The sequence below is a fragment of the Streptomyces sp. RGM 3693 genome (genome assembly GCF_050471125.1).
In the GTDB taxonomy this organism is placed as follows: Bacteria; Actinomycetota; Actinomycetes; order Streptomycetales; family Streptomycetaceae; genus Streptomyces.
This window is the reverse complement of record NZ_JBMPPQ010000001.1, coordinates 681,068-703,647: the sequence shown is the minus strand read 5'-3', so window position 1 is coordinate 703,647 and position 22,580 is coordinate 681,068. Positions and strand designations below refer to the sequence as shown.

General features: G+C 71.7%; 23 protein-coding genes. 9 read left to right on the top strand and 14 right to left on the bottom strand.

The window, feature by feature from the left end:
* Positions 1-83: 83 nt before the first annotated feature.
* The 4 genes from ACO0M4_RS02985 to ACO0M4_RS02970 all read right to left on the bottom strand — a co-directional run bounded on the left by ACO0M4_RS02985 (position 84) and on the right by ACO0M4_RS02970 (position 4,430).
* Positions 84-1,280 (bottom strand): hypothetical protein, encoded by a 1,197-nt coding sequence (locus tag ACO0M4_RS02985; RefSeq protein ID WP_430367980.1) that lies wholly within the window; start codon positions 1,278-1,280, stop codon positions 84-86.
* A 73-nt stretch (positions 1,281-1,353) separates the two neighbouring features.
* Positions 1,354-1,914 (bottom strand): DUF6114 domain-containing protein, encoded by a 561-nt coding sequence (locus tag ACO0M4_RS02980; RefSeq protein WP_430367979.1) that lies wholly within the window; start codon positions 1,912-1,914, stop codon positions 1,354-1,356.
* A 234-nt stretch (positions 1,915-2,148) separates the two neighbouring features.
* Positions 2,149-2,766: a DUF6230 family protein gene (locus ACO0M4_RS02975; RefSeq protein WP_430367977.1), complete on the bottom strand. Its 618-nt coding sequence runs from the start codon at positions 2,764-2,766 to the stop codon at positions 2,149-2,151.
* Positions 2,767-3,461: 695 nt separating this feature from the next.
* Positions 3,462-4,430: a tetratricopeptide repeat protein gene (locus ACO0M4_RS02970; protein WP_430367976.1), complete on the bottom strand. Its 969-nt coding sequence runs from the start codon at positions 4,428-4,430 to the stop codon at positions 3,462-3,464.
* 306 nt (positions 4,431-4,736) lie between these two features.
* Between ACO0M4_RS02970 and ACO0M4_RS02965 the strand changes: the two genes are divergently transcribed.
* On the top strand, positions 4,737-5,387 hold the full coding sequence (locus tag ACO0M4_RS02965; protein WP_430371217.1) for a TetR/AcrR family transcriptional regulator: 651 nt from the start codon (positions 4,737-4,739) through the stop codon (positions 5,385-5,387).
* 27 nt (positions 5,388-5,414) lie between these two features.
* Here ACO0M4_RS02965 and ACO0M4_RS02960 read toward each other — a convergent pair whose 3' ends face one another.
* Positions 5,415-6,428 carry a GDP-mannose 4,6-dehydratase gene (locus tag ACO0M4_RS02960; RefSeq protein ID WP_430367974.1) on the bottom strand — a complete coding sequence of 338 codons (1,014 nt, stop codon included), beginning with the start codon at positions 6,426-6,428 and terminating at the stop codon, positions 5,415-5,417.
* The gene (locus ACO0M4_RS02955; protein WP_430367972.1) at positions 6,425-7,588 is read right to left on the bottom strand and encodes a UDP-N-acetylglucosamine--N-acetylmuramyl-(pentapeptide) pyrophosphoryl-undecaprenol N-acetylglucosamine transferase; all 1,164 of its coding nucleotides are present in this window, start codon (positions 7,586-7,588) and stop codon (positions 6,425-6,427) included. The genes ACO0M4_RS02960 and ACO0M4_RS02955 overlap by 4 nt, the downstream gene beginning before the upstream one ends.
* A 62-nt stretch (positions 7,589-7,650) precedes the next feature.
* Here ACO0M4_RS02955 and ACO0M4_RS02950 point away from each other — a divergent pair, with 62 nt between their 5' ends.
* Together ACO0M4_RS02950 and ACO0M4_RS02945 are read left to right on the top strand one after the other, a co-directional pair.
* Positions 7,651-8,403, top strand: coding sequence for a response regulator transcription factor (locus tag ACO0M4_RS02950; RefSeq protein WP_430367971.1), 753 nt, complete (start codon positions 7,651-7,653; stop codon positions 8,401-8,403).
* A gap of 124 nt (positions 8,404-8,527) precedes the next feature.
* Complete coding sequence (locus ACO0M4_RS02945; protein ID WP_430367969.1) at positions 8,528-9,961, top strand: sensor histidine kinase; 1,434 nt, start codon at positions 8,528-8,530, stop codon at positions 9,959-9,961.
* 68 nt (positions 9,962-10,029) lie between these two features.
* Here ACO0M4_RS02945 and ACO0M4_RS02940 read toward each other — a convergent pair whose 3' ends face one another.
* The 4 genes from ACO0M4_RS02940 to ACO0M4_RS02925 form a co-directional block, all read right to left on the bottom strand.
* A complete protein-coding gene (locus ACO0M4_RS02940; RefSeq protein ID WP_430367967.1) occupies positions 10,030-11,730 on the bottom strand; it encodes an acyl-CoA mutase large subunit family protein in 1,701 nt (566 codons plus the stop codon).
* A 342-nt stretch (positions 11,731-12,072) separates the two neighbouring features.
* The gene (locus tag ACO0M4_RS02935) at positions 12,073-12,405 is read right to left on the bottom strand and encodes a DUF3817 domain-containing protein (RefSeq protein WP_430367966.1); all 333 of its coding nucleotides are present in this window, start codon (positions 12,403-12,405) and stop codon (positions 12,073-12,075) included.
* 131 nt (positions 12,406-12,536) lie between these two features.
* Positions 12,537-13,046: a MarR family winged helix-turn-helix transcriptional regulator gene (locus ACO0M4_RS02930; RefSeq protein WP_390014894.1), complete on the bottom strand. Its 510-nt coding sequence runs from the start codon at positions 13,044-13,046 to the stop codon at positions 12,537-12,539.
* 43 nt (positions 13,047-13,089) lie between these two features.
* The gene (locus ACO0M4_RS02925; protein ID WP_430367964.1) at positions 13,090-14,445 is read right to left on the bottom strand and encodes an MFS transporter; all 1,356 of its coding nucleotides are present in this window, start codon (positions 14,443-14,445) and stop codon (positions 13,090-13,092) included.
* Between the two features lie 79 nt (positions 14,446-14,524).
* Here ACO0M4_RS02925 and ACO0M4_RS02920 point away from each other — a divergent pair, with 79 nt between their 5' ends.
* The gene (locus ACO0M4_RS02920; RefSeq protein WP_430367962.1) at positions 14,525-15,442 is read left to right on the top strand and encodes a DUF5937 family protein; all 918 of its coding nucleotides are present in this window, start codon (positions 14,525-14,527) and stop codon (positions 15,440-15,442) included.
* A gap of 32 nt (positions 15,443-15,474) precedes the next feature.
* Here ACO0M4_RS02920 and ACO0M4_RS02915 read toward each other — a convergent pair whose 3' ends face one another.
* On the bottom strand, positions 15,475-15,783 hold the full coding sequence (locus ACO0M4_RS02915; protein WP_430367960.1) for an MTH1187 family thiamine-binding protein: 309 nt from the start codon (positions 15,781-15,783) through the stop codon (positions 15,475-15,477).
* Positions 15,780-16,130, bottom strand: a complete 351-nt coding sequence (locus ACO0M4_RS02910) for a DUF3817 domain-containing protein (RefSeq protein WP_351463550.1) — start codon at positions 16,128-16,130, stop codon at positions 15,780-15,782. The genes ACO0M4_RS02915 and ACO0M4_RS02910 overlap by 4 nt, the downstream gene beginning before the upstream one ends.
* A gap of 303 nt (positions 16,131-16,433) precedes the next feature.
* On the opposite strand from ACO0M4_RS02910, the gene ACO0M4_RS02905 reads away from it, so the two are divergent.
* From ACO0M4_RS02905 to ACO0M4_RS02890, 4 genes are all read left to right on the top strand, one after another.
* The gene (locus tag ACO0M4_RS02905; RefSeq protein ID WP_430367958.1) at positions 16,434-17,072 is read left to right on the top strand and encodes an AIM24 family protein; all 639 of its coding nucleotides are present in this window, start codon (positions 16,434-16,436) and stop codon (positions 17,070-17,072) included.
* The gene (locus ACO0M4_RS02900; protein ID WP_430367956.1) at positions 17,072-17,755 is read left to right on the top strand and encodes an AIM24 family protein; all 684 of its coding nucleotides are present in this window, start codon (positions 17,072-17,074) and stop codon (positions 17,753-17,755) included. The genes ACO0M4_RS02905 and ACO0M4_RS02900 overlap by 1 nt, the downstream gene beginning before the upstream one ends.
* Positions 17,752-18,525 (top strand): AIM24 family protein, encoded by a 774-nt coding sequence (locus ACO0M4_RS02895; RefSeq protein WP_430367954.1) that lies wholly within the window; start codon positions 17,752-17,754, stop codon positions 18,523-18,525. Before ACO0M4_RS02900 ends, ACO0M4_RS02895 begins: the two co-directional genes overlap by 4 nt.
* A 122-nt stretch (positions 18,526-18,647) precedes the next feature.
* Positions 18,648-19,124: a MarR family winged helix-turn-helix transcriptional regulator gene (locus ACO0M4_RS02890; RefSeq protein WP_430367952.1), complete on the top strand. Its 477-nt coding sequence runs from the start codon at positions 18,648-18,650 to the stop codon at positions 19,122-19,124.
* A 494-nt stretch (positions 19,125-19,618) separates the two neighbouring features.
* On the opposite strand, the gene meaB is transcribed toward ACO0M4_RS02890, so the two are convergent.
* Positions 19,619-20,578 carry a methylmalonyl Co-A mutase-associated GTPase MeaB gene (meaB, locus tag ACO0M4_RS02885; protein WP_430367950.1) on the bottom strand — a complete coding sequence of 320 codons (960 nt, stop codon included), beginning with the start codon at positions 20,576-20,578 and terminating at the stop codon, positions 19,619-19,621.
* Positions 20,579-20,693: 115 nt separating this feature from the next.
* Positions 20,694-21,896, bottom strand: a complete 1,203-nt coding sequence (locus ACO0M4_RS02880) for an acetyl-CoA C-acetyltransferase (RefSeq protein ID WP_430367949.1) — start codon at positions 21,894-21,896, stop codon at positions 20,694-20,696.
* A 137-nt stretch (positions 21,897-22,033) separates the two neighbouring features.
* Between ACO0M4_RS02880 and mce the strand changes: the two genes are divergently transcribed.
* Positions 22,034-22,474: a methylmalonyl-CoA epimerase gene (mce, locus tag ACO0M4_RS02875; protein ID WP_362296337.1), complete on the top strand. Its 441-nt coding sequence runs from the start codon at positions 22,034-22,036 to the stop codon at positions 22,472-22,474.
* Positions 22,475-22,580 lie beyond the last annotated feature (106 nt).

The window sequence follows — 22,580 nt, the reverse complement described above, 5'->3', positions numbered from 1 at the left end:
CGGCGGTGGGCCGCCCCCTGATGAGGGGGCGGCCCACCGCCGTTTCCGTGGCTCCCGGAGAGTTCGGACCAGCGCCGGCCGGCTCAGTCCTCGATGGACACGTTCATGCCCGGGACGTGGAGGTTTCCGCCGAACTGGCCCGCCTGGTCCAGCTTCACCTTGCTGAAGTAGGCGTACGGGACGTTGATCGGCGGCGGGTGCTCCGGGTCGAAGACGATCGGGATCAGCCCGAAGAGGTTGCCTTGGAGCCGCTCGGTGTACAGCGTCACCTTGCCGCCGCGGATGGTGGACGTGGAGCCCGGGGTCGACCGCACGTGGTAGTGCTTGCCGGTCGCCGCATCGTCGACGATCTGGTGCAGATCGCCGATGTCGATGCTGTCCGCGGTGAACTTCAGCGCCTGCTTGGTGTGGCCGCTCTGCGTCGTGACGTTGACGACGCCCTCGTAGTTCAGGCCGCGCAGGGTCAGCCCGGTGGACTCCAGGTGCCACGGGAGGTCCGGCAGGGTGACGGGCGTCTGCTCGTTCTTGCCCGCCTGCTTGTTCTCGACGACGCAGGGGTACCCCGGCTTGCCGCTGGCGTCCTTGCCGTCCAGTCCGCCGCCGGGCAGGGCGTTGTCGACCGTGCCGACCGCGCCGTGCACCGTGTCGTTGACCGCCTTCGACGGGTTCTTGAGCGCATCGCCGACCGGCTTGGTGACCTCGTCCAGGCCGGGCCCGGAGCCCTGTGACGACGAGCCCTTGGACGAGGGGTCCGGCGACGGCGACGGGGTCTTCGTGGCGGACGCGGACGGCGAGGGGCTCGGCGAGGCCGTCGGCTGCTCGGCCTTCTTGTGTACGCCGAAGAGGCCGCCGAGCGCATCTCCGATACCGCCCAGCAGTCCGCCGTCGTCCTTGTTCGCCGGCGAGGCGGAGGGCGACGGGGTCGCGGAGGCGGACGGATCCGCGGACGGTGTGGCGGCGCTCGCGTCCTTGCTGGCCGAGGGCGTCGGCGAGGCGGACGGATCCGCGGACGGCTTGGCGTCCTTGCCGGCGTCCTTGGCGGTGCCCTTGCTGTCCTTGGCCTTGGTGTCCTTGGCCTTGCTGTCCTTGGTGTCCTTGCTCTTGCCGTCCTGGCCGGACGTGTCCGGGGCGGTGACACAGGGGCCGTTCCTGAAGGGGCTCTCCGGCGGCGCCGGCTTGGCGATCGCCATCTGGGGCGTCAGCCCCATCCCCATGAGGACGGCGGACGGCATCGCCGCGATGGCGATCGCCTTGCCCGCGGGCACGTGCAGGCGGGTCAACAGCGGCTTTCTGGGCGCTGCGTGCCTCGGCCCGTTTCTCGCCCCGGCGGCTGCGGTCTCTTCCGGCAGCTCGTCACCCGGCACGGTGCCTCCCGTTCCTTCCGTTGGTCGGGCTCGTTCCTGACAAGTTGTCCAGTCCGTTGCCCAACCCGGGACCACCGGCCGCCGGAGCGGGGTTGGTGGCGATCACCGGACCGACGATGCGGTCCGGCTCGCCGGGCTCGTCCGCGCTCTGCGCGGGCTTGCCCGGTGCCCAGGAGACGCCCAGCGCCCCACCGATCAGCCCCAGCAGGAAGCCGACCAGGAAGGCGCCGAAGTTCGAGACGACCAGCGAGACCAGCGCGAGCAGGATCGCCGCGACACCGGCGAAGACCCGCGAGACCGGCTGGAACCACATGGTCAGGCCGAGCACCACCAGCAGGACGCCGATGATCAGCGAACCGGCGCCGGCCGTGGTCGCCATGCGGACCGTGAGGGAACCGATGGTGAGGTTCGCGTAGGGGATGTACATGATCGGGACGCCGGCCAGGAGGGTCAGCAGGCCGCCCCAGAACGGGCGTTGCCCCCGCCATTCCCGGAAAGCGTGCCGCTTCCGGCCGAGGGTCTCGTTCAGCTGTGGTCGTTCTGCGCTCATGCGCCAGCCTCCCTGCGGTCGCCGGGGCCGCATCCGCGCCGCGCGTACCTGTCGATGACGTTCCCCCAGCCTCCGGCCGGGAAGTCCCCCATGCTCCGCTCGCTCATGTCGTCCGGCTCCTCGGGACTGGCAAATCGGTGGTTCTGTGGGTACTTCCAGCGCTACCCGGCGTACGGGCACGGGGGAACGGCTCACGCCGTGCAGCTCCAGCCCCGCACCCGCACGCTCAGTGCGTCAGTAGCACTCGCTCTTGCCCTTGGTGACGCTCATCTTGAGGCCACTGAGCTTGAAGGTGCCGGCCGTGGTGGCCCAGGCACGCTGCTTGACGCCGGTCAGCACGGCCTTGTCGGCCTCCTGGGCGAAGGAGCCGGGGTCGGCCTTGTCGCCCTTCTTGATGCCGGGGCCCTTGGACGTCGACCCCGCGGCAACACCGATGTTGATGTTGCTGAAGGTCGCGTCCGCGTTCAGCTGGTCGAGGTCGATGTAGAGGTTCTTGGCCTCCACCGGCGTGTCGCCACCGCCGGCCTGGAGCTTCATCGACACGTCGCCGAAGACCGGGACCGGCACGACGACGGACTGGCACAGGTTACGGATCTTGGCGTTGGAGAACGCCGAGACCGCCACCGGGACGTTCTTGCCGTTCTTCTGGGCGTCGACCGCGCCGTACTGGACGAAGCCCTCGCCGTCCAGCCGGTCCGTGCTGACCTTGAACTGCTGGCCGGACACGCTGAACGACGCCGCAAGGGCACCCTGCGAAAGGGCGACACCGATCGCAGCGGTGGCCGCGACGCTCGGCACCATGACGACGGCGAACCGCTTCCATCTGGTCCCGCCACGAGTCAGGGACTCCATGACTTTCCTCCTTCTCGGACGTACATCTCCGGTACGCGCCGCCTCGGTTGGCGGCAGCCGCACCTGGGATGGGAGAAGTGCTACGTCCTCGGGAAGGAGAGCGCCCGTCTCGGAGGCACAGTGTGTTTCCGAATACCGGCGATCACCCCCGAGCGACAACCACTGGCCACGCTCTCGCGCAACCTCACCGGACAGGCTCTGCCGAATGGCAAAGACCCCCCTGTCCAGGGCCGGCGCCACTGCCGCCAACCCACTCGGTGGGGACCCAAGTACCCCGCGGCGCCGACCGGATGCCGGGCTGCGGGAATGGACCGAGCGTGGCCGATCGTCGTGCATTCCCGGCCGCCGCACAAGGCCCTCATTACTTGCGGGTAACGGGCCGGTAACTACGCCGCGACGCACGGAGATCATCCGGGCACGCAGGGTCGTCACTGACGATGACCGAACAAGGGGCAATTCGGTGCAGAATCCGGCAAGATGGCCGCTTGGACTTACTCCAAGTAACAGCGGCCACGTTTACCAAGTTTCGGTAAAGCGTGGCCGCCGTTCCGTTTGCCGGACGTGCCTGCGGGAGTCGCCGCGGGTCAGATCCGGGCAGGACGGATATCTGCCGGGAAAGCGCCGGAGCTAAGGGCGAGTCGACGCGTAACGCCGTCCGCCGGGGTGGAGGTCGGGTGACGGGAGGGAGCGTCGCCTCAGAACAGGACGCGGGCCAGCGCGGTGCGCGCCTTCATCACCCGCGGGTCGTCCGTGCCGATCACCTCGAACAGCTCCAGCAACCGCAGCCGCGCGGCCTCCCGGTCCTCACCGGCCGTCCGCTGCACGGTGTCGACCAACCGCCCGAAGGCGTCCTCGACATGACCGCCCACCAGGTCCAGGTCCGCGGCCCTGATCTGCGCCGGGACGTCGGTCGGACGGTCCGCGGCCTCCTGCCGCACCGCCTGCGGGTCCAGGTCCTGCACCCGCTGGAGGAGTTCGGCCTGGGCCAGACCGAGCTTGGCCTCCGGGTTGGTCGGATCGTCGGCGAGGACGTTCTGGTAGGCGCGGATGGCGCCGCCGAGGTCACCGGCGTCCAGCGCGTCGGCCGCCGCGGTCAGCGCCGCGTCGTACGGGCCGACCGGCTGCGACTCCTCGGCCTCGGCCGGCTCGGCCGCCGTCGGGTCGACCGGCGCGCCCACGATGCCGAACTGCTGCTCGGCGACCTGCACCAGCTGGTCCAGCACCTGGCGGAGCTGCGCTTCGGGAACTGCTCCCTGGAAGAGCGGGATCGGCTGGCCCGCGACCACCGCGAACACCGCCGGGATGCCCTGCACCCCGAACTGCTGGAACAGCATCTGGTTGCTGTCGACGTCGATCTTGGCGAGGACGAACTTGCCGGCGTACTCCGCCGCGAGGTTCTCCAACAGCGGACCGAGTTGCTTGCACGGCTCGCACCACTCGGCCCAGAAGTCGATGACGACCGGGACCTCGGTGGAACGCTGGAGGATGTCCTCCTGGAACCCCGCCTCGTCGACGTCGAACACCAGGCGGGTGGCGCCGGCCGGCGCCACGCCCGTACGGGCGGCCTCGGCACGTGCCTGCTCGGCCTTCTGCTTCGCTTCCCCGGCCGCCTTCACCGCGGCGAGGTCGACGACTCCACTCATGGACATGTTGCGTGGCTGCATGGGTCCATCCTCCCCCCTGAGCGGCCGGTTCCGGAAAGCGATCCGGAAAGCGGGCCCGCGCCCCGCCGATACACCCCGCTGGAATGCGGTGCGCCCCCGAGGATCCGCTGCCCGTTGGCGGCCCCGAAGGGCCTGGTACGCGCGGCCATGGGTCCCCACCCACAGCCAGTGGTCATCACTCTTTCGCTACGGGTCGTAGCGTAACTCGGGGCCGCCCCCACCCGGCAACCACTTCCCGCCGGTCGCCAGGTGATCTCCCTCACGGATCACGCCGCCGCACCGGGGCCCGATCCCCTACCGGCCGGTATGGTCGCCGGCATGCACCAGTCCGCCCACCCCCCGAAGGGCCGCCCGGGCCGCCCCCGCAGCGTCGAGACCGATCGCGCGATCCTCGACGCCACCCGCGCCGCGCTGGTCGACGTGGGCTGGGGCGGACTCACCATGGGCGAGGTCGCCACCCGCGCCGGGGTCGCCAAGACCACCCTCTACCGCCGCTGGGCCAACAAGAGCGAACTGGTCGTGGACGCCGTCGCGGTCCTCTTCGACGAGTTGGAACTCCCCGACCGGGGCTGCCTGAAGTCCGACATCGAGGGCGTAGTGCTCCAGTTCGGCGCGCTGCTGGCCCGGCCCGAGACCAAGACCGCGCTGATGGCCGTGGTCGCCGAGTCCACCACCGACGACGCACTGCGCGAGCGGATCCGCTCGGCGATCGTCGAGCGGCAGAAGCGGCTGGTGCTGCTGGGCCGTTCGCGGGCGCAGGAACGCGGCGAACTGCCGCCGGACGCCGGCGGACCCGAGGGCGAACGGGCCGCCGAGCGCACCGTCGGACTGATCTTCGACGTGATCGCCGGGGCCGTGGTGCACCGGCTGCTGGTGAGCGCGGAGCCGGTGGACGCCGGCTGGGCCCGGCAGTTCACCACCCTGTTGCTGACGGGCCTGGCCGGGCTGGAGCGGTAGCCGCCGCGCCGGCCCGGCCCGCGCGCCTCACACCTGGTACCGCTCCGCCCGGAACAGGTGCACGTGGTCGGCCACCCACTCCGAGGTCCGCGCCAGCCCCTCCTTGAGGGTGACCTGCGGCTCCCACGAAGCCCACTGGCGGGCCCGGGAGTTGTCCGACAGCAGCCGTTCCACCTCGCTGCCGGAGGGCCGCAGCCGCTCGGCGTCCACCACCACCTCCGCGTCCCGCCCGGAGGCCGCGATCAGCGCCTGGGCCAGCGCCCCGATGGTGATTTCCTGGCCGCTGCCGAGGTTGACGACCTGGCCGACCGCCCGGTCGCAGTCGGCCAGCGCCAGGAACCCGGCCGCGGTGTCGGTGACGTAGGTGAAGTCCCGGGTCGGGGTGAGCGATCCGAGCTTGATCTGCCGGGCGCCGGCGTGCAGTTGGGCCAGGATCGTCGGGATCACGGCGCGGGCCGACTGCCGGGGACCGTAGGTGTTGAACGGCCGCACCACCGTCACCGGCAGTTCGAAGGCGTGCCAGTGCGACAGCGCCATCATGTCCGCGCCGATCTTCGAGGCGGAGTACGGCGACTGCGGCTGGAGCGGGTGGTCCTCGCCGATCGGCGCGGTCAGCGCGGTCCCGTACACCTCGCTGGTGGAGGTGTGCACCATCCGCCGCACGCCGTGCCGGCGGCACGCCTCCGCGACGTTCTCGGTGCCCACCACATTGGTCTGCACGTAGGCGCCCGGCGAGTCGAAGCTGTACGGGATGCCGATCAGCGCGGCCAGGTGGAAGACGGTGTCGCAGCCGGCGACGGCGTCCATCACCCGGCCGGCGTCCCGGACGTCACCGGCGAGCATCTCGACCGGGCTGCCCGGTACCAGGTAGCGGGCCAGGTTCCCCTTCTCCGCGTACGGCTTGTAGTGGACGAAGGCGCGCACCTCGGCGCCCGCCTCGACCAGCAGGTCGACCAGGGTCGAGCCGATGAATCCCTCGGCCCCGGTGACCAGGACCTTCCGTCCGGCCCACGACCGGGACGCGGTGCTGCTCGTGCTCATGCTGACTCCTTCTGGAGGGTGACGGGGTGGTGGGAGTGGGGGTGGCCGGCCAGCGCCAGGGTCCGGGCGGCCAGCAGGTCGGCGGCCTGGGCGTGCGTCCCGGGGTCGGCCGCCGCGCCCATCGCGGCCAGCCGGGCCGGATCGGCCAGCAGCGGGGTGACCAGCGCGTCCAGCCGCTCGGCGGTGACCTCCGCGTCGGGCAGCAGCAGGCCCGCGCCGGCGTCGGAGAGCACCCGGGCGTTGTGCGTCTGGTGGTCGCCGGGCGCGTGCGGGTACGGGACCAGGACGGCCGGCATGCCGATCGTGGCCAGTTCGGCGACGGTCGCCGAACCGGCCCGGCACAGCACCAGGTCGGCCGCCGCGTACGCCAGGTCCATCCGGTCCAGGTACGGCACCGCCGTGGCGACCGCGGCCCCGCCGTTGGCTTCGAGGGCGGCCCGGGTGGCGTCCAGCGCCGCCGGCCCGGTCTTGATCAGCAGCCGGAGACCGGTCCGCGTCAGGTAGCGGCCGGCGAGGCCGACGGTGGCCTCGGTGAGCCGGGCGGCGCCCAGGCTGCCGCCGTTGACCAGCAGCAGCCGCGCCTCCTCCGGGATCCCCAGAGCCCGGCGGGCGACCGTCCGCAGGCCGGCCCGGTCCAGCGTCGCCAGCGGCCCGGACAGCGGCATCCCCACCGTCTCGGCCCGCTCGCCGCCCGCCAGGTGGGGGCGGCTGCGGTCGAAGGCGAGGGCGATGTGCGGGGTGAGCCGGGCGGCGAACTTGTTGGCCCGGCCAGGCACCGCGTTGGATTCGTGGATCAGGCTCGGCAGCCCCGCCATCCGGGCCCCGACGATCACCGGGGCACTGGGGTAGCCCATCCCGACGGCGACCTGGGCGCCCTGGGCCCGCAGGATCGCCCGGCACTGGGCGCCCGAACGCAGCAGCGCGGCCGGCAGCAGGTAGCGCCGGGCGCCCAGCGCCGGGTCGAAGGGGATCATGTCGACGGTGTGCAGTGGGTAGCCGGCCTGCGGGATCAGCCGTGTCTCCAGTCCGCGGTCGGTCCCCACGAAGGAGATCACCGCGTCCGGTACGGCCCGACGCAGCGCGTCGGCGAGGGCGAGTCCGGGATAGATGTGGCCGCCGGTGCCGCCCGCACCGATCACGACCGAGAGTGGTGTGCGCATGGCCGCCACGCTCGTCCGCCGCCTTAAGAACGTTCTAAGACGCCGTTTGGGAGCCTGGTGCCATGACCGCACGCCCCGCACCCGCCCCCGGGCCCCGCAATACCTTCTCGGCCCCGCCGGCCCCCGCCCCCCGGATCCTGGTCGTCGACGACGAACCGGAGGTCCGCGCCGCCGTGGCGGACGGGCTCGCCGTCGAGGGCTACGCGGTCCGCGGCGCCGCCGACGGCCTGGCCGCGCTCTCCGAGGTCGCCACCTGGCAGCCGGACGCGCTGGTCCTGGACGTGATGATGCCGGTACTGGACGGCCTGGCGGTCTGCCGCCGGCTGCGCGCCCTCGACGACCGCACCCCGATCCTGGTGCTGACCGCCCTGGACTCGGTCAGTGACCGGGTCGACGGCCTGGACGCCGGCGCCGACGACTACCTCGTCAAGCCGTTCGCCCTGGACGAGTTGATCGCCCGGGTCCGGGCCCTGCTCCGGCGGGCCGCGGCCGCCGCCACCGCCGATTCCCGGCTGGCCTTCGCCGACCTGGTCGTCGATCCCGCCACCCGCAGCGGCCACCGCGGCCGACGCCCGCTGGAGTTCAGCCGCACCGAGTACGCGCTGCTGGAACTGCTGCTCCAGCACCCCGGCCAGGTGCTGCCGCGGGAGACGATCCTGGAGCGGGTCTGGGGCCACGACTTCGGCCCGGACTCCAACTCCCTGGCCGTCTACATCGGCTATCTGCGGCGCAAGTTGGAGGCCGACGGCGAGCCCCGGCTCGTCCACACCGTGCACGGCGTCGGCTACCGCCTGGACCGGCCGGAGGGCACATGAACGGGCACACCCGGAACGCGCGCAGCGGGCGAAGCGGGTGCGGCGGGCGAAGCGGGCGCGGCGGGCGCCTCGTACGCAGTTGCCGGCCCGGCGCGGGCCCAGGCCGGCGAAGCGGGTGCGCGGCATGACCGGCCGGCGCCGCCTGGGCGGCCGCTGGGTCCGCCGCCGCCCCCTGCGCACCCGACTGGCACTGGCCGCGTCCGCCGCGGTGGCGCTGGTCGCGGTGGGCGTCTGCGCGGCCGCGTTCCTCGTCCTGCGGGTGCAAATGACCCGTCAGCTCGACCTCAACCTGGCCCAGACCGCCACCCAACTCTCCCAGCGCATGCGGAACTGGGGCCCGACCGCGGGCGACACCTCCTGCCGCTACCAGGCCGTCCCCTGCGTCCAGCTCATCCCCGCCGACCCGGCCCGGGACGCCCGCGGCAGCACCGCCCTACCGGTCTCCCAGGCCACCCGCGAGGTGGCCACCGGCCGCCACGCGCCCTACTACACCAACCTCACCGTCGCCGGGTACCCGGTGCGGATGTACACCTCCCGCCTGCACAGCAGGGACGAGGCGCTCCAGGTCGCCCTGCGCTCCGACACCGTCGAACGCGGGGTGCGCCAGGCCGCCTGGGCACTGGCCGCGGTCGGCGGCACGGGCGTCCTGCTGGCCGCCGGCCTCGGCTACTGGGTCTCCCGTACGGGCCTGGCCCCGGTCGCGCGGCTGACCGCCACCGCGGAACGGATCGCCACCACCCGTGACCCCCGGCACCGCATCGAGCTCCCGGCCGGGCCCGCGGCCCACGAGGACGAGATCACCCGGCTCGCCGCCAGCTTCAACACCATGCTCGGTGAGCTGGAGCAGTCCGTGACCGCCCAGCGCCGCCTGGTCGCCGACGCCTCCCACGAACTGCGCACCCCGCTCACCGCACTCCGCACCAACGCCGAACTCCTCGCCCGCGCCGATCGCCTGACGGAGGCTCAACGCGATCGGGCGGCGGGGGCGCTGACCCGTCAGCTCCGCGAGGTCACCACCCTCGTCAACGACCTCATCGAGCTCGCCCGCGACGAGGAACCCCGGCCGCTGCTCGAACAGATCCGCCCGGCCGCCCTCCTGGAGCACGCGGTGGCCGCGGCCCGCGAGCACTGGCCGGAGGTCGCCTTCGCCGCCCGGATCGCCCCCGAGGCGGCGGGCGTCACCCTCCCCGGCGTCCCCGCCCGGCTGACCCGGCTGCTGTCCAACCTCCTGGACAACGCCGCGAAGTTCTCCCCGCCCGGCGGCCCCGTCGAGACCGAACTCGACTCCGTGGCCGGCGCGTTGCACCTCACCGTCCGCGACCACGGCCCCGGCATCGCCCCCGACGACCTGCCGCACGTCTTCGACCGCTTCTACCGCGCCCAGGCCGCCCGCGCCCTCCCCGGCTCGGGCCTCGGTCTGGCGATGGCCCGGCAGATCGCCCGCGCCCACGGCGCCGAACTCACCGCGGAACGGGCCCCGGGCGGCGGCGCGCTCTTCCGACTGCGGATGCCCGTCACTCCGCGGCGTCCCGAGGGAGCGGAAAGACGGGCGGAGTGACGGGCGGAGTGACGGGCGCCGAGCGGCCGGCGGACGGCCGGCCGACCGGCCGCGGGCGACCGGCCGCGTCAGAAGCCGGCCGGCTCGGTGTACGTCCCCCATTCGTCGCGGAGCACGCCGCAGATCTCGCCGAGGGTCGCCTCCGCACGGACGGCGGCCAGCATCGGCTCGATCATGTTCCGGTCGCTCCGGGCGGCGGCCAGCATGTCCTTCAGCGCGGCCTCCACCCGGGCGTCGTCGCGGGCCGCCTTGCGCTCCGCGAGGACCCGCACCTGCTCCCGCTCGACCTCGTGGCTGACCCGGAGGATCTCCAGGTCGCCGGTGACCGAACCCTCGTGGCAGTTGACGCCGACGACCTTCTTGTCGCCCTTCTCCAGCGCCTGCTGGTAGCGGAACGCGGACTCGGCGATCTCGCCGGTGAACCAGCCGTCCTCGATCCCCCGCAGGATGCCGGAGGTGATCGGGCCGACCGGGTGCTGCCCGTCCGGCACGGCGCGCGCCCCGCGCTCCGTTATCTGCGTGAAGATCTTCTCGGCGTCCGCCTCGATGCGGTCGGTCAGCGCCTCGACGAACCACGAACCACCCAGCGGGTCCGCGACGTTGGCGACCCCGGTCTCCTCCATCAACACCTGCTGCGTACGGAGCGCGATCTCCGCCGCCTGCTCACTGGGCAGCGCCAGGGTCTCGTCCAGGGCGTTGGTGTGCAGCGAGTTGGTGCCGCCGAGCACCGCCGCCAGCGCCTCCACCGCGGTGCGGACGACGTTGTTGTACGGCTGCTGGGCGGTCAGCGAGACGCCGGCGGTCTGGGTGTGGAACCGCAGCCACTGCGCCTTCTCGCTGCGGGCACCGTAGACGTCGCGCATCCAGCGGGCCCAGATCCGACGCGCGGCGCGGAACTTGGCGATCTCCTCGAAGAAGTCCAGATGGGCGTCGAAGAAGAACGACAGGCCGGGCGCGAAGGTGTCGACGTCCAGCCCGCGGGAGAGCCCCAGCTCGACGTAGCCGAAGCCGTCGGCGAGCGTGTACGCCAGCTCCTGGGCGGCCGTCGCGCCCGCCTCCCGGATGTGGTAGCCGGAGACCGACAGCGGCTTGTAGGCGGGGATGCCGTGCGCGCAGTGCTCCATCAGGTCGCCGATCAGCCGCAGGTGCGGCTCGGGCTGGAAGAGCCACTCCTTCTGCGCGATGTACTCCTTGAAGATGTCGGTCTGGAGGGTGCCGTTGAGCACCCCGGGGTCGACGCCCTGCCGCTCGGCGGCGACCAGGTACATGCAGAAGACCGGCACCGCGGGCCCGCTGATCGTCATGGAGGTCGTGACGTCGCCCAGCGGGATGTCCTTGAACAGGACCTCCATGTCGGCGGCCGAATCGATGGCGACACCGCAGTGCCCGACCTCGCCGAGCGAGCGCGGGTCGTCGGAGTCGCGCCCCATCAGCGTCGGCATGTCGAACGCCACCGACAGGCCGCCGCCGCCGGCCTTGAGGATCATCTTGTAGCGCTCGTTGGTCTGCTCGGCGTTGCCGAAGCCGGCGAACTGGCGGATCGTCCAGGTCCGGCCTCGGTAGCCGGTCGGGTACAGGCCGCGCGTGAAGGGGTACTCCCCCGGCCATCCGATCCGCTCGAAGCCCTCGACCGCATCGCCGGGGCGCGGCCCGTACACCGGCTCGACGGGGTCGCCCGAGAGCGTGCTGAAGTCGGCCTCGCGCTTTCGGGCGGAGTCGTACCGGGCCTGCCAGCGGCGGCGGCCCTCTTCGATCGCGTCAGCGTCCATGCCCTCGAATTTACTAGGACGTCCTACTATCTGTCGATGGGAGGCGGGGGGAAACGTCCCGGATTCACGGTGGGGGGCTTCCCCTAGGGGTCGCGCTTTCCCCCACCGGGGGGCTGCCCGACGCCCACGCGGCGAAACCCCCGACGAAGCACCCGCCCGGCGAAACCCCGGCACCCGCGCGACGCAGGCACAGCGCCCGGACAGCCCCCCACACACAAACGCGCCCCTCCCGCAACGGGAGAGGCGCATGGGGCGAGGAACGGCACCGCGGCGGGCACCACGGCCGGGCCTGTCGCCGGGGCGGGCAGCCGCCGGGCGCGGGGCCGGCCCCCGGGGCCGCCGTCAGACCTTGACCGGCTCCGGCGCGGCGTCCGCCAGCAGCGGCCCGACCTCGCGGACCACCTTGCGCTCCACGAAGAACGCGGCGGTCGGGATCGTCCCGGAGATCAGCACCCACAGCAGCTTGCCGAACGGCCAGCGCGCCTTGGAGCCCAGGTCGAAGGCGAAGACCAGGTAGATGATGTAGAGGACGCCGTGGACCTGGGCGACGACGAGCGTCAGGTCCTTCCCGATCCCGAAGCCGTACTTGAAAACCATGCAGGCGCAGAGCACGAGCAGCATCACAGCGGTGATGTAGGCCATCGCCCGGTAACGGGTCAGGACGCTTCGCTTCATGCCCCCGAGCGTAACCGCCCCTTCCAGGGCGATCTTCGCCACCCCCCGTTCCACCGCGCGCCGCCGGAAGGCCCCCGTGGACCACCGCGCGGACCTGCGAGAACGCGGTCAGCTTGCCGTCATGGACACGCTCAGTCGTCCTTGAAGTCCGCCGCCGCCACCCGCAGCGGGCGCAGCAGCGCGAAGATCTCCGCGCACTCCTCGGCGTCGTAGGCCCCGAGCCCGAAGTCCATCGCCATCAGGTCGCGGGTGGCCGCGTCGCACACCTCGCGCCCCTTCTCGGTGATGGACGCCAGGGTGCCCCGGCCGTCGTTCGGGTTGGGCCGCTTGGCGACCAGCCCCGACTTCACCAGCCGGTCAACGGTGTTGGTCACCGAGGTGGGGTGCACCATCAGGCGCTCGCCGATCTTCGACATCGGCAGCTCACCCGCCTTGGAGAAGGTCAGCAGCACCAGCGCCTCATAGCGCGCGAAGGTCAGTCCGTACGGTTTGACCACCGCATCCACCTCGGACAGCAGGATCTGCTGGGCCCGCATGATCGAGGTGATCGCGGCCATGGAGGGCACGGAGCCCCATCGCTGCTCCCAGAGTTCGTCGGCGCGCGCGATCGGGTCAAAGGCAAGGCTGAGCGGCTTCGGCACGCTTCCGACCCTACCCGGCGGTCATATGCTGGTCAGCCCTGTCTCAACTTTCGGTCTCATGAAGTGGTCCGCGCCCGCCGTCCGCGCCCCGCGCCCCCGAGCGTCGGACCTCGGCGATCACCACCAGGACGACGACCGCGCCCACCACCCCCGCGGCCGGCATCACCACCGGCAACGGCGCGTACTCGGCGGCCACTCCGGCCAGCCCCATCGCCAACCCCATGATCGTCATCCGGCCCGCCTGCATCACCGTCATCGCCTGCCCCAACAGCTCCTCGGGGACCGCGGCGACGAACCACCGGTCCACCCCGAAGTTGTACGCAATGCCGGTGCCGGTCAGAACCAGCAACACCAGGGCCCACCCCCACGACGGCCGCGCGGCGAACCCCAGGGAGGGCAGCACCGCGAACACCCCCAAGGGGAACGTCAGTCGCGTCCGGACCCGCGCCCCGAGGAACGTCCCCACCAGGGTTTCGGTGACTACCGCCCCGACCGGCATCCCGCACATCAGCAGCCCCTGCCCGACCGGCCCGACCCCCAGCAGACCCCCGTACGGGACGAGCAGCGCCTCGGGGACGACCACGACCGCCGGCGGCACCCAGCTGAGCAGCAGCAACGCCCGGATCCGCCGGTCGGCCAGCAGTCGCCGGGTACCGGCCAACGACGCGCCCAGCAGCGCGCCGGCCGCCCGCCTCCGCGCCGGACGGGCCACGGTCCCCAGCCGCAGCAGCAGCGCCGAGGCGAGGAACGTCCCGGCGGTGATGCCGAGCACCGCGCCCGGTGGTACGGCGGCCAACAGCAGCCCCCCGGCGGCGAACCCGGCCAACTGCGCCCCCTGGTTGACGATCCGGACCAGCGAACGCCCCAGGACGAACAACTCGCCCTCGCCGAGGATCTCGCCGAGCGTCCCGGCCCGGGTGCCGGCGAAGACCGGCGCGACCGCCGCGATCAGGCAGCGCAACCCGAGCAGGACCGCCACCGGCGTCCCGGGCAGCACCATCGCCGCGGCCGCCGCCGCGCACACCGCGTCGCACAGCACCAGGACCCGGCGGGCCGGGTAGCGGTCGGCGACGGCCGACAACAGGGTGCCGCCGATGACGTACGGCAGCAGGCCGAGCGCGAACGTCAGCGCGCTGAGCAGCGGCGAGTCGGTCAGCCGGTAGACCAGGACGGAGAGCGCGAGCTCGCAGACCACCACGCCCAGGGAGGAGAGCAGGTGGGCGGCGAAGACGAAGCGGAATTCGGGGACGGCGAAGACGGCGCGGTAGCCGGCACCGGACGGCCCGGCGGCGTTGTCACGGCCGTCCGGGGCATCCGAGGCGTCGCGGCCGTCCAGGCCGGGGCCGGAGGGGCAGGCAGGAGCGGGGCCCGGCTGTGCGGGCCCGGAAGGCGTCGGCATGGCGTCAGGCTGCCGGGGCACGCCTGGTGGGCCGTAGTGTTTCGGCACCAGCCGAATCCTGGGGAGGGGAGGCCCGACGGTGCCGCTGGAGCTGCATTTCGGGGCGGACGATCTCCTGCGGATCCGGTTCGCGATCTCGCCGCTGTGCGAGACCCACGAGGCGCTGCGAACCCTGCGGCGCGCCGACCGGCACGGCTACCACCTGCCGTGGCTGCGGCGGATGCGGGAGCGGGTGGCGGAGCTGGACCTGTCGCCGCTGTGGCTGTTCATGCCGTCGACGCGGCCGGGCTACACCCCCGATTTCCTGGGCCGGCCGCCGGACGTACCCCTGGCGGACTTCGCGGCGGAACTGGCGGGTCTGCGGGCCACCGATCCGGCGCTGGCCCGGGCCGAGATGGCCAAGTCGCTGGCCTGTACGCCCGGAGCGGCCCAGTCGCCGCGCGGCCGGGCGGCGCTGGCGGACCCGGCGCGGGCGGTGCGGGAACTGGCGGACGTCACCGAACGGGCCTGGGAGACCCTGCTGGCGCCCGACTGGCCCCGGCTGCGGGCGCTGCTGGAGGCGGAAATCGCCTACCGGTCGCACCAGTTGGCCAGCGGTGGACTGCGCCGCCTGTTCACCGATCTGCATCCGCGGCTGTCCTGGTCGGACGACGGCACGCTGACCGTCCGCACCCGTACGGACTTCGCGCAGCTCCAGGACCTCGACGGGCGGGGAGTGCTGCTGCTGCCGAGCGTCTTCGTCTGGCCGGACGTGATCAGCGGCTTCGACCCGCCGTGGCAGCCGACGGTGATCTATCCGGCGCGTGGCATCGGCGGGCTGTGGCAGGAGCCGGCGGGCGGCCCGGCGCTGGCGCACCGCCTCGGGTTGGCCGCCTCGTCGGTCTCGGTGCACCTGTCCGTGCTGCGCGACGCCGGACTGCTGACCTCGCGCCGGCACGGACACCAAGTGCGCTACGAGCGGACACCGCTGGGCATCGCCCTACAGGCCGGCGGCTGACGGCTGCGACTGCCGGCTGACGGCCGGACCGGTCAGGAAGCCTGCTCGCCCTGGGCCAGATGACGCTCGACGGTCGCCACCTTCGAGGTGAGGCCGTCGGTGACGCCCGGCCGGATGTCGGCCTTCAGGACCAGCGAGACCCGCCCGGCGCGTGCCTCGACGGCGGCCACCGCGCGCTTGACGACGTCCATGACCTCGTCCCATTCGCCCTCGATGGAGGTGAACATGGCGTCGGTGCGGTTGGGCAGACCGGACTCGCGGACGACCCGGACGGCGTCGGCGACGTACTCGCCGACGTCCTCGCCGACGCCCAGCGGGCTCACGGAGAAGGCGACGATCATGCGTTCACCGTGCCTTCCCGGCGGGCGCGGGCGGCGATCACACCGGCCGCCTCCTCGCGCTTGAGCACCTTGTCCGCGTACAGGCCGCCGAACGGCAGGACCGCGAGGAGGAAGAAGAACGCGACGCGCTTGAAGGGCCACTTGGTGCGGTTCCAGGCGTCCAGCAGCAGCACCAAGAAGATGGTGAACAGGATGCCGTGCAGCAGGCCGAGCGGCATGACGAGCTTGTCGTAGCCCAGGAAGATCCGGAAACCCGTGCCGAATATCAGCAGCGCCGGGAAGGAGAGCGCCTCCGGGATGGATGCCAGGCGCAGTCGGTGCAGGGCAGCGGCGGTCTTGATGTCCACGGGAACCTCGTTCGGGCGGAGGGGGAGCGTCACGATGCTTGTGCAAGAGTTCACAAGCATCCGCCCCATTGTTACAGCCGCCCCGGCGATCACCGCGCCGGGGGCCGCCGGCCGGCCCGGACCGGGCGATCGAGCGGGCGGTGGGGCGCTGAGGGCGGGTGATGAGGACCGGCTCGGGGCGGCATCGGGACGGGATCGGGGGTGGGACCGGGACAGGCTCGGGGCGGGATCAGGGAAAGGTCAGGGACGGCTCCGGGACAAAAGCCCTGCCCCGGCCGGCCACCGCCGACTACGGTCTGACGCGTGGCTCAGTTTCGGCTTCAGAGAAGCAAAGTGCTCGCCGTCGACCTCGCGGGCGACGCCGTCAAGGCGAAAAACGGTGCGATGGTCGCGTACGACGGCGAGATGTCCTTCAAGAAGATGACCGGCGGCGGCGAGGGACTGCGCGGCATGGTCACCCGGCGACTGACGGGTGAGCAGATGACCGTGATGGAGGTGAAGGGACAGGGCACCTGCTACTTCGCCGACCGCGCCAGCGAGATCAACTTGGTCCGGTTGCAGGGCGAGAAGCTGTTCGTGGAGGCCAGCAACCTGCTGTGCACCGAGGCGGCGCTGCACACCGGCACGACGTTCACCGGGCTGCGCGGCGCCTCGCAGGGCAACGGCCTGTTCACCACCACCGTCGAGGGACACGGGCAGGCCGCACTCACCTCCGACGGCCCGGCCGTGGTGCTGCGGGTCACCAAGCAGTACCCCCTGCACGTCGACCCGGGCGCGTACATCGCGCACACCGGCCAGTTGAAGCAGCACTTCCAGTCCGGAGTGAACTTCCGCACGTTGATCGGCGAGGGCTCCGGCGAGGCGTTCCAGATCCGTTTCGAGGGCGAGGGACTGGTCTACGTGCAGCCCAGCGAGCGCAACACCGTGGGCGGTGAGGTCTGATGCCGTTCACCGCCCTCAACTCCCGCATGGTGGAAGCCACCATCGCCCCCGGGCAGCGGATGTTCAGCCAGCGCGGCGCGATGCTCGCCTACCGCGGCGAGGTCGCCTTCACCCCGAACATCCAAGGCGGTCAGGGCGGCCTCGGCTCCATGATCGGCCGCCGGATCGCCGGCGAGGCGACGCCCCTGATGACCGTGGAGGTCCCCCAAGGCCATAAGGGCCAGGGAGGTGCCCCCACCGCCACGGTCATGTTCGGTCACGGCGGCCATCACGTCCAGGTCGTCGATCTGACCGGCGACACGCTCTACGTGGAGGCCGACCGCCTCCTGGCCTTCGACGGCTCGCTCGCCCAGGGCACGATGTTCATGGGCTCGCAGGGCGGGGTGATGGGCATGGTGCGCGGCCAGGTCACCGGCCAGGGCCTGTTCACCACCACCCTCCAGGGGCACGGCTCGGCCGCGGTGATGGCCCACGGCGGCGTCATCGAGCTGCCGATCACCCCACAGCGCCCGGTCCACGTCGACCCCCAGGCCTACGTCGCCCACCGCGGCGACGTCCACAACCGCCTGTCCACCGCCATCGGCTGGCGCGAGATGATCGGCCGCGGCTCGGGGGAGGCGTTCCAGCTGGAGCTGTCCGGCCAGGGCACCGTCTACGTACAGGCGTCGGAGGAGAAGCTGTGACCGGTCCCGTAGTCCACGACGTCCACACCCTCCCCGTCGACGACAACGTCAATCCCTACGCCTTCAGTGTCGACCTCGACGGCCAGTGGTTCCTCCAGAAGGGGAAGATGATCGCCTACTACGGGCAGATCGACTTCCACGGCATCGGGCACGGCCGTCTCGACGCCCTCATCGCCGGCAGTTTCCATTCGCCACTGCACGCCGCGGACTGGGTGGTCGCCGAGGGCCGCGGAAAGATGCTGCTGGCCGACCGGTCCTTCGACATCAATTCCTATGACCTGGATGAGGGCAACCTCACTATTCGCTCCGGCAACGTGCTCGCCTTTCAGCCATCTCTCTCCCTGAAGCAATCGATCATCCCGGGCTTCCTCACCCTCATCGGCACGGGCAAGTTCGTGGCCGCCTCCAACGGCCCCGTGGTCTTCGTCGAACCCCCGATCCGGGTGGACCCGCAGGCCCTCGTCGGCTGGGCCGACTGCCCCTCCCCCTGCCACCACTACGACCACCAGTACCTGCGGGGATTCCTGGGCGGCCTGCGCGCCCACACCGGTATCGGCGGGGTGTCCGGCGAGGAGCACCAGTTCGAGTTCACCGGCGCCGGCACGGTCCTGTTGCAGTCCTCGGAGCAGCTGATGCCGGAGCGGCCGACCGGCACACTGCCGGCGGAGGAGGGCGTCCCGGCCGGCGGTGTCCCGACGCCGGAAAGTGGCTCACAAGTGCCGCAGCTGCCCGGCGGCCTAGGGGGGCTCCAGCGCCGCTTCGGGCTGTGAACGGTAGTCTGCGGACGGTGACCTCGAACGTCTGATCAACTGCGATCCGGGGCGGCCGACCTCCGCAGATGTCGCACACCATGACTAATTCATTATTCAACTTTCACGGGTAGAATTCATCCATGACGACCGACAGTGACACCCCCTGGCTGACCAACCAGGAGCAGCGTGCCTGGCGCACCCATCTGGACGTCAGCAGACTGCTGATGCACCAACTGGAGCGCGATCTCCAGCCGTTCGGCCTGACCAACAACGACTACGAGATCCTGGTCAACCTCTCCGAGGCCGATGACCACCGGCTACGGATGAGCGACCTGGCCGCCAGCACGCTGCAGTCCAAGAGCCGCCTCTCGCACCAGATCACCCGCATGGAGAACGCGGGCCTGGTCCGCCGCGAAAGCTGCGAGTCGGACCGTCGCGGCCTCTACGCCGTCCTCACCGAAGAGGGCTGGGAAACGATGCGCCGGGTCGCCCCGCACCACGTCGCCTCGGTCCGCCGACACTTCATCGACCTCTTCACCTCGGAGTCCCTGGATTCCCTCCACGCCTCCCTCGCCCCGGTCGCAGAACACCTGCGACAACACCGCGGCAACCCCTGACGCGACTTCCGAGGCAACCCCTGGCGCGACCTCTGACGCGACTTCTGACGCGATCCCTAACGCGGCCCCTGGCGCGATCCCCGACACGACCCCTGACGTCATCTCCGACGCAGCCTCCGACGCGACGCCCGACGCGGCCTCCGATTACACTCTGTAACGAAGCGGGAACTCCTCACGCTCCGTAATCGTTGCCGGAGTAAGAGGAGGCAGGCGGCACACAGGGCACCCTCCACATCGGACCTGGGCCCCCACCGCCACATCGAACCGGGCCCGCGGACAGACCAGGGCTGCCGCCGAACCAGAGCCGCGGACGGACCGGGCCGCGGACGGACCAGGGCGGCCGTCGAACCGGGGCCGCCGCCGAGCCAGGACCGCGGACGGACCGGGCCGGCGTCGAGCCGGAGGCCGCGCCACCGCCGGCCCGGCGCCTCCCTCCCCCGCGTTCGGCGTACCCGCACTCGGCGCACCCGCCCGTTCGGTGCCCCGTTCGGCGCCTACCCCCCGTTCGTCAGCCCCTCCACCAGTTCGTCCGCGGCCCGGTAGGGGTCCGTCTCGCCGGCGACGATGCGCTCGGCCAGGGCATCGAGGTGGCGGTCGCCGGACAGGTCGCCGATCCGCGAGCGCAGGGCCGTGACGGCGATGGTCTCGACCTCGCGGGCCGCCCGGGCCAGCCGGCGCCGGGCCAGCACGCCGTGCTCCTCCATCCAGGCCCGGTGCTTCTCCAGGGCCTCGACGACCTCGTCGATGCCCTCGCCGCGCGCCGCGACGGTCTTGACGATCGGTGGGCGCCAGTCGCCGGGTGCCCGGGCCTCCCCCAGGCCCAGCATGTGGTTCAGCTCGCGGGCGGTGGCGTCGGCGCCGTCCCGGTCGGCCTTGTTGACGACGTAGACGTCGCCGATCTCCAGGATTCCGGCTTTGGCGGCCTGGATGCCATCGCCCATGCCGGGGGCCAGCAGCACCACGCTGGTGTCGGCTTGGGAGGCGATCTCGACCTCGGACTGGCCGACGCCGACGGTCTCGACGAGGATCACGTCGCAGCCGGCGGCGTCCAGCACCCGGATCGCCTGCGGGGCGGCCCAGGCGAGGCCGCCCAGGTGGCCGCGGGTGGCCATCGAGCGGATGTAGACGCCGGGGTCGGAGGCGTGCTCACTCATCCGGACCCGGTCGCCGAGCAACGCGCCGCCGGAGAACGGCGAGGACGGGTCGACGGCGAGCACGCCGACCCGTTTGCCGGCCTTGCGGTACGCGGTGACCAGCGCGGACGTCGTGGTGGACTTGCCGACGCCGGGCGACCCGGTGAGCCCGACCACGTACGCGCCACCGGTGAGCGGCGCCAGCGTCGCCATCACCTCGCGCAGTTCCGGCGCCGCTCCCTCGACGAGGGAGATCAGCCGGGCCACCGCCCTCGGGCGGCCCTGCCGGGCCTGTTCCACCAGTTGGGGGACGTCCACCATCGCGCTCGGCTCCTTCGACCTCGACTCACTGGCTGGTACGCGCTGCTCCCGCGCCGCGCACCGGTACCCGCTTCGGTGCGCGGTACCGGCACGCGCCCGGTGACGCGCGGACCCGTTACTTGCCCGGTACGCGGATGATCAGCGCATCGCCCTGACCGCCGCCGCCGCAGAGTGCGGCCGCGCCGGTCCCGCCACCGCGCCGCCGCAGCTCCAGCGCGAGGTGCAGCACGATACGGGCGCCGGACATGCCGATCGGATGGCCCAGGGCGATGGCGCCACCGTTGACATTCACCTTTTCCGGGGAAACGCCGAGGTCCTTCATTGACTGCACGGCGACCGCCGCGAACGCCTCGTTGATCTCGATCAGGTCGAGATCGTCGACGGTGAGGCCGTCCTTGGCGAGGGCGTGGTTGATGGCGTTGGACGGCTGCGACTGGAGGGAGTTGTCGGGGCCGGCGACGTTGCCGTGCGCGCCGATCTCGGCGATCCACTCAAGGCCCAGTTCCTGGGCCTTGGCCTTGCTCATGACGACCACGGCGGCGGCGCCGTCGGAGATCTGGGAGGAGCTGCCGGCGGTGATGGTGCCGTCCTTGGCGAAGGCCGGCCGGAGCTTGCCGAGGGTCTCGGTGGTGGTCTCGCCGCGGATGCCCTCGTCCTTGCTGAAGATCACCGGCTCGCCCTTGCGCTGCGGGATCTCCACCGGGGTGATCTCGGCCTCGAACAGGCCGTTCTTCTGGGCGGCGGCGGCGCGCTGGTGGGAGCGCGCGGCGACCTCGTCCTGTTCGGCCCGGCGGAGGCCCAGGCGGGTGTTGTGCTTCTCGGTCGACTCGCCCATCGCGATGTTCTCGAAGGCGTCGGTGAGGCCGTCGTGGGCCATCACGTCGAGCATCTCCACCGCGCCGTACTTGAAGCCCTCGCGGGACTTCGGCAGCAGGTGCGGGGCGTTGGTCATGGACTCCTGGCCACCGGCCACGATGACGTCGAACTCGCCGGCGCGGATGAGCTGGTCGGCCAGCGCGATGGCGTCCAGGCCGGAGAGGCAGACCTTGTTGACGGTGAGCGCGGGGACGTTCATCGGGATGCCGGCCTTGACCGCGGCCTGGCGTGCCGGGATCTGCCCTGCCCCGGCCTGCAGCACCTGGCCCATGATCACGTACTGCACCTGGTCGCCGCCGATACCCGCGCGGTCCAGCGCCGCCTTGATGGCCACTCCGCCCAGGTCGGCGCCGGTGAAGCTGCGCAGCGAGCCGAGGAGGCGACCCATGGGGGTGCGCGCTCCGGCGACGATGACGGAGGTGGTGCCGTTCGTTGCAGACATACGATGCGGCCTTCCTTTGCCGGGAAGTTAACGAGGGTTCCCGTCAATGTACTGAGGGGTAGTCGCCGGGTCACCGGCAAGCGGGTGTGATCGCGCGCACGTTGCGTAACCAGCCGTGCGGGCGGTGCACTGGAGCCATGCTGACGCGAATTGACCACATCGGGATCGCCTGTTTCGACCTCGACAAGACCGTCGAGTTCTACCGTGCCACGTATGGCTTCGAGGTGTTCCACACCGAGGTCAACGAGGAACAGGGGGTCCGCGAGGCGATGCTGAAAATCAACGAGACCTCGGACGGCGGTGCCTCGTACCTGCAGTTGTTGGAGTCGATCCGGGAGGACTCCGCGGTGGGCAAGTGGCTGGCCAAGAACGGTGAGGGGGTGCACCACATCGCGTTCGGTACGGCGGACGTGGATGGGGACGCCGAGGCCGTTCGGGGCAAGGGTGTCCGGGTGTTGTACGACGAGCCGCGGCGGGGTTCGATGGGGTCGCGGATCACCTTCCTGCACCCCAAGGATTGCCACGGTGTGCTGACCGAACTCGTCACCGCTGCGCCTCCGGACGCGACTGACCACTGACCTTCGCCTTCCCCGGCCGGTAGAGTGCAGCTTCGGCCGGGGTGCGGGAATGGGGCTCGGTCCATACTCTGCCGATGATCTGACACCATTTCTTCGGAAGGGTCAG

Bases quoted from the DNA above. Each gene is read 5' to 3' on its own strand.
- ACO0M4_RS02950 (WP_430367971.1), top strand. From the start codon at position 7,651: ATGACCGCACGCCCCGCACCCGCCCCCGGGCCCCGCAATACCTTCTCG.
- ACO0M4_RS02890 (WP_430367952.1), top strand. From the start codon at position 18,648: ATGACGACCGACAGTGACACCCCCTGGCTGACCAACCAGGAGCAGCGT.
- ACO0M4_RS02945 (WP_430367969.1), top strand. From the start codon at position 8,528: ATGACCGGCCGGCGCCGCCTGGGCGGCCGCTGGGTCCGCCGCCGCCCC.
- ACO0M4_RS02955 (WP_430367972.1), bottom strand. From the start codon at position 7,588: ATGCGCACACCACTCTCGGTCGTGATCGGTGCGGGCGGCACCGGCGGC.
- ACO0M4_RS02940 (WP_430367967.1), bottom strand. From the start codon at position 11,730: ATGGACGCTGACGCGATCGAAGAGGGCCGCCGCCGCTGGCAGGCCCGG.
- ACO0M4_RS02970 (WP_430367976.1), bottom strand. From the start codon at position 4,430: ATGCAGCCACGCAACATGTCCATGAGTGGAGTCGTCGACCTCGCCGCG.
- ACO0M4_RS02925 (WP_430367964.1), bottom strand. From the start codon at position 14,445: ATGCCGACGCCTTCCGGGCCCGCACAGCCGGGCCCCGCTCCTGCCTGC.
- ACO0M4_RS02975 (WP_430367977.1), bottom strand. From the start codon at position 2,766: ATGGAGTCCCTGACTCGTGGCGGGACCAGATGGAAGCGGTTCGCCGTC.
- ACO0M4_RS02880 (WP_430367949.1), bottom strand. From the start codon at position 21,896: ATGTCTGCAACGAACGGCACCACCTCCGTCATCGTCGCCGGAGCGCGC.
- ACO0M4_RS02900 (WP_430367956.1), top strand. From the start codon at position 17,072: ATGCCGTTCACCGCCCTCAACTCCCGCATGGTGGAAGCCACCATCGCC.
- mce (WP_362296337.1), top strand. From the start codon at position 22,034: ATGCTGACGCGAATTGACCACATCGGGATCGCCTGTTTCGACCTCGAC.
- ACO0M4_RS02965 (WP_430371217.1), top strand. From the start codon at position 4,737: ATGGTCGCCGGCATGCACCAGTCCGCCCACCCCCCGAAGGGCCGCCCG.
- ACO0M4_RS02980 (WP_430367979.1), bottom strand. From the start codon at position 1,914: ATGAGCGCAGAACGACCACAGCTGAACGAGACCCTCGGCCGGAAGCGG.
- ACO0M4_RS02915 (WP_430367960.1), bottom strand. From the start codon at position 15,783: ATGATCGTCGCCTTCTCCGTGAGCCCGCTGGGCGTCGGCGAGGACGTC.
- meaB (WP_430367950.1), bottom strand. From the start codon at position 20,578: ATGGTGGACGTCCCCCAACTGGTGGAACAGGCCCGGCAGGGCCGCCCG.
- ACO0M4_RS02935 (WP_430367966.1), bottom strand. From the start codon at position 12,405: ATGAAGCGAAGCGTCCTGACCCGTTACCGGGCGATGGCCTACATCACC.
- ACO0M4_RS02960 (WP_430367974.1), bottom strand. From the start codon at position 6,428: ATGAGCACGAGCAGCACCGCGTCCCGGTCGTGGGCCGGACGGAAGGTC.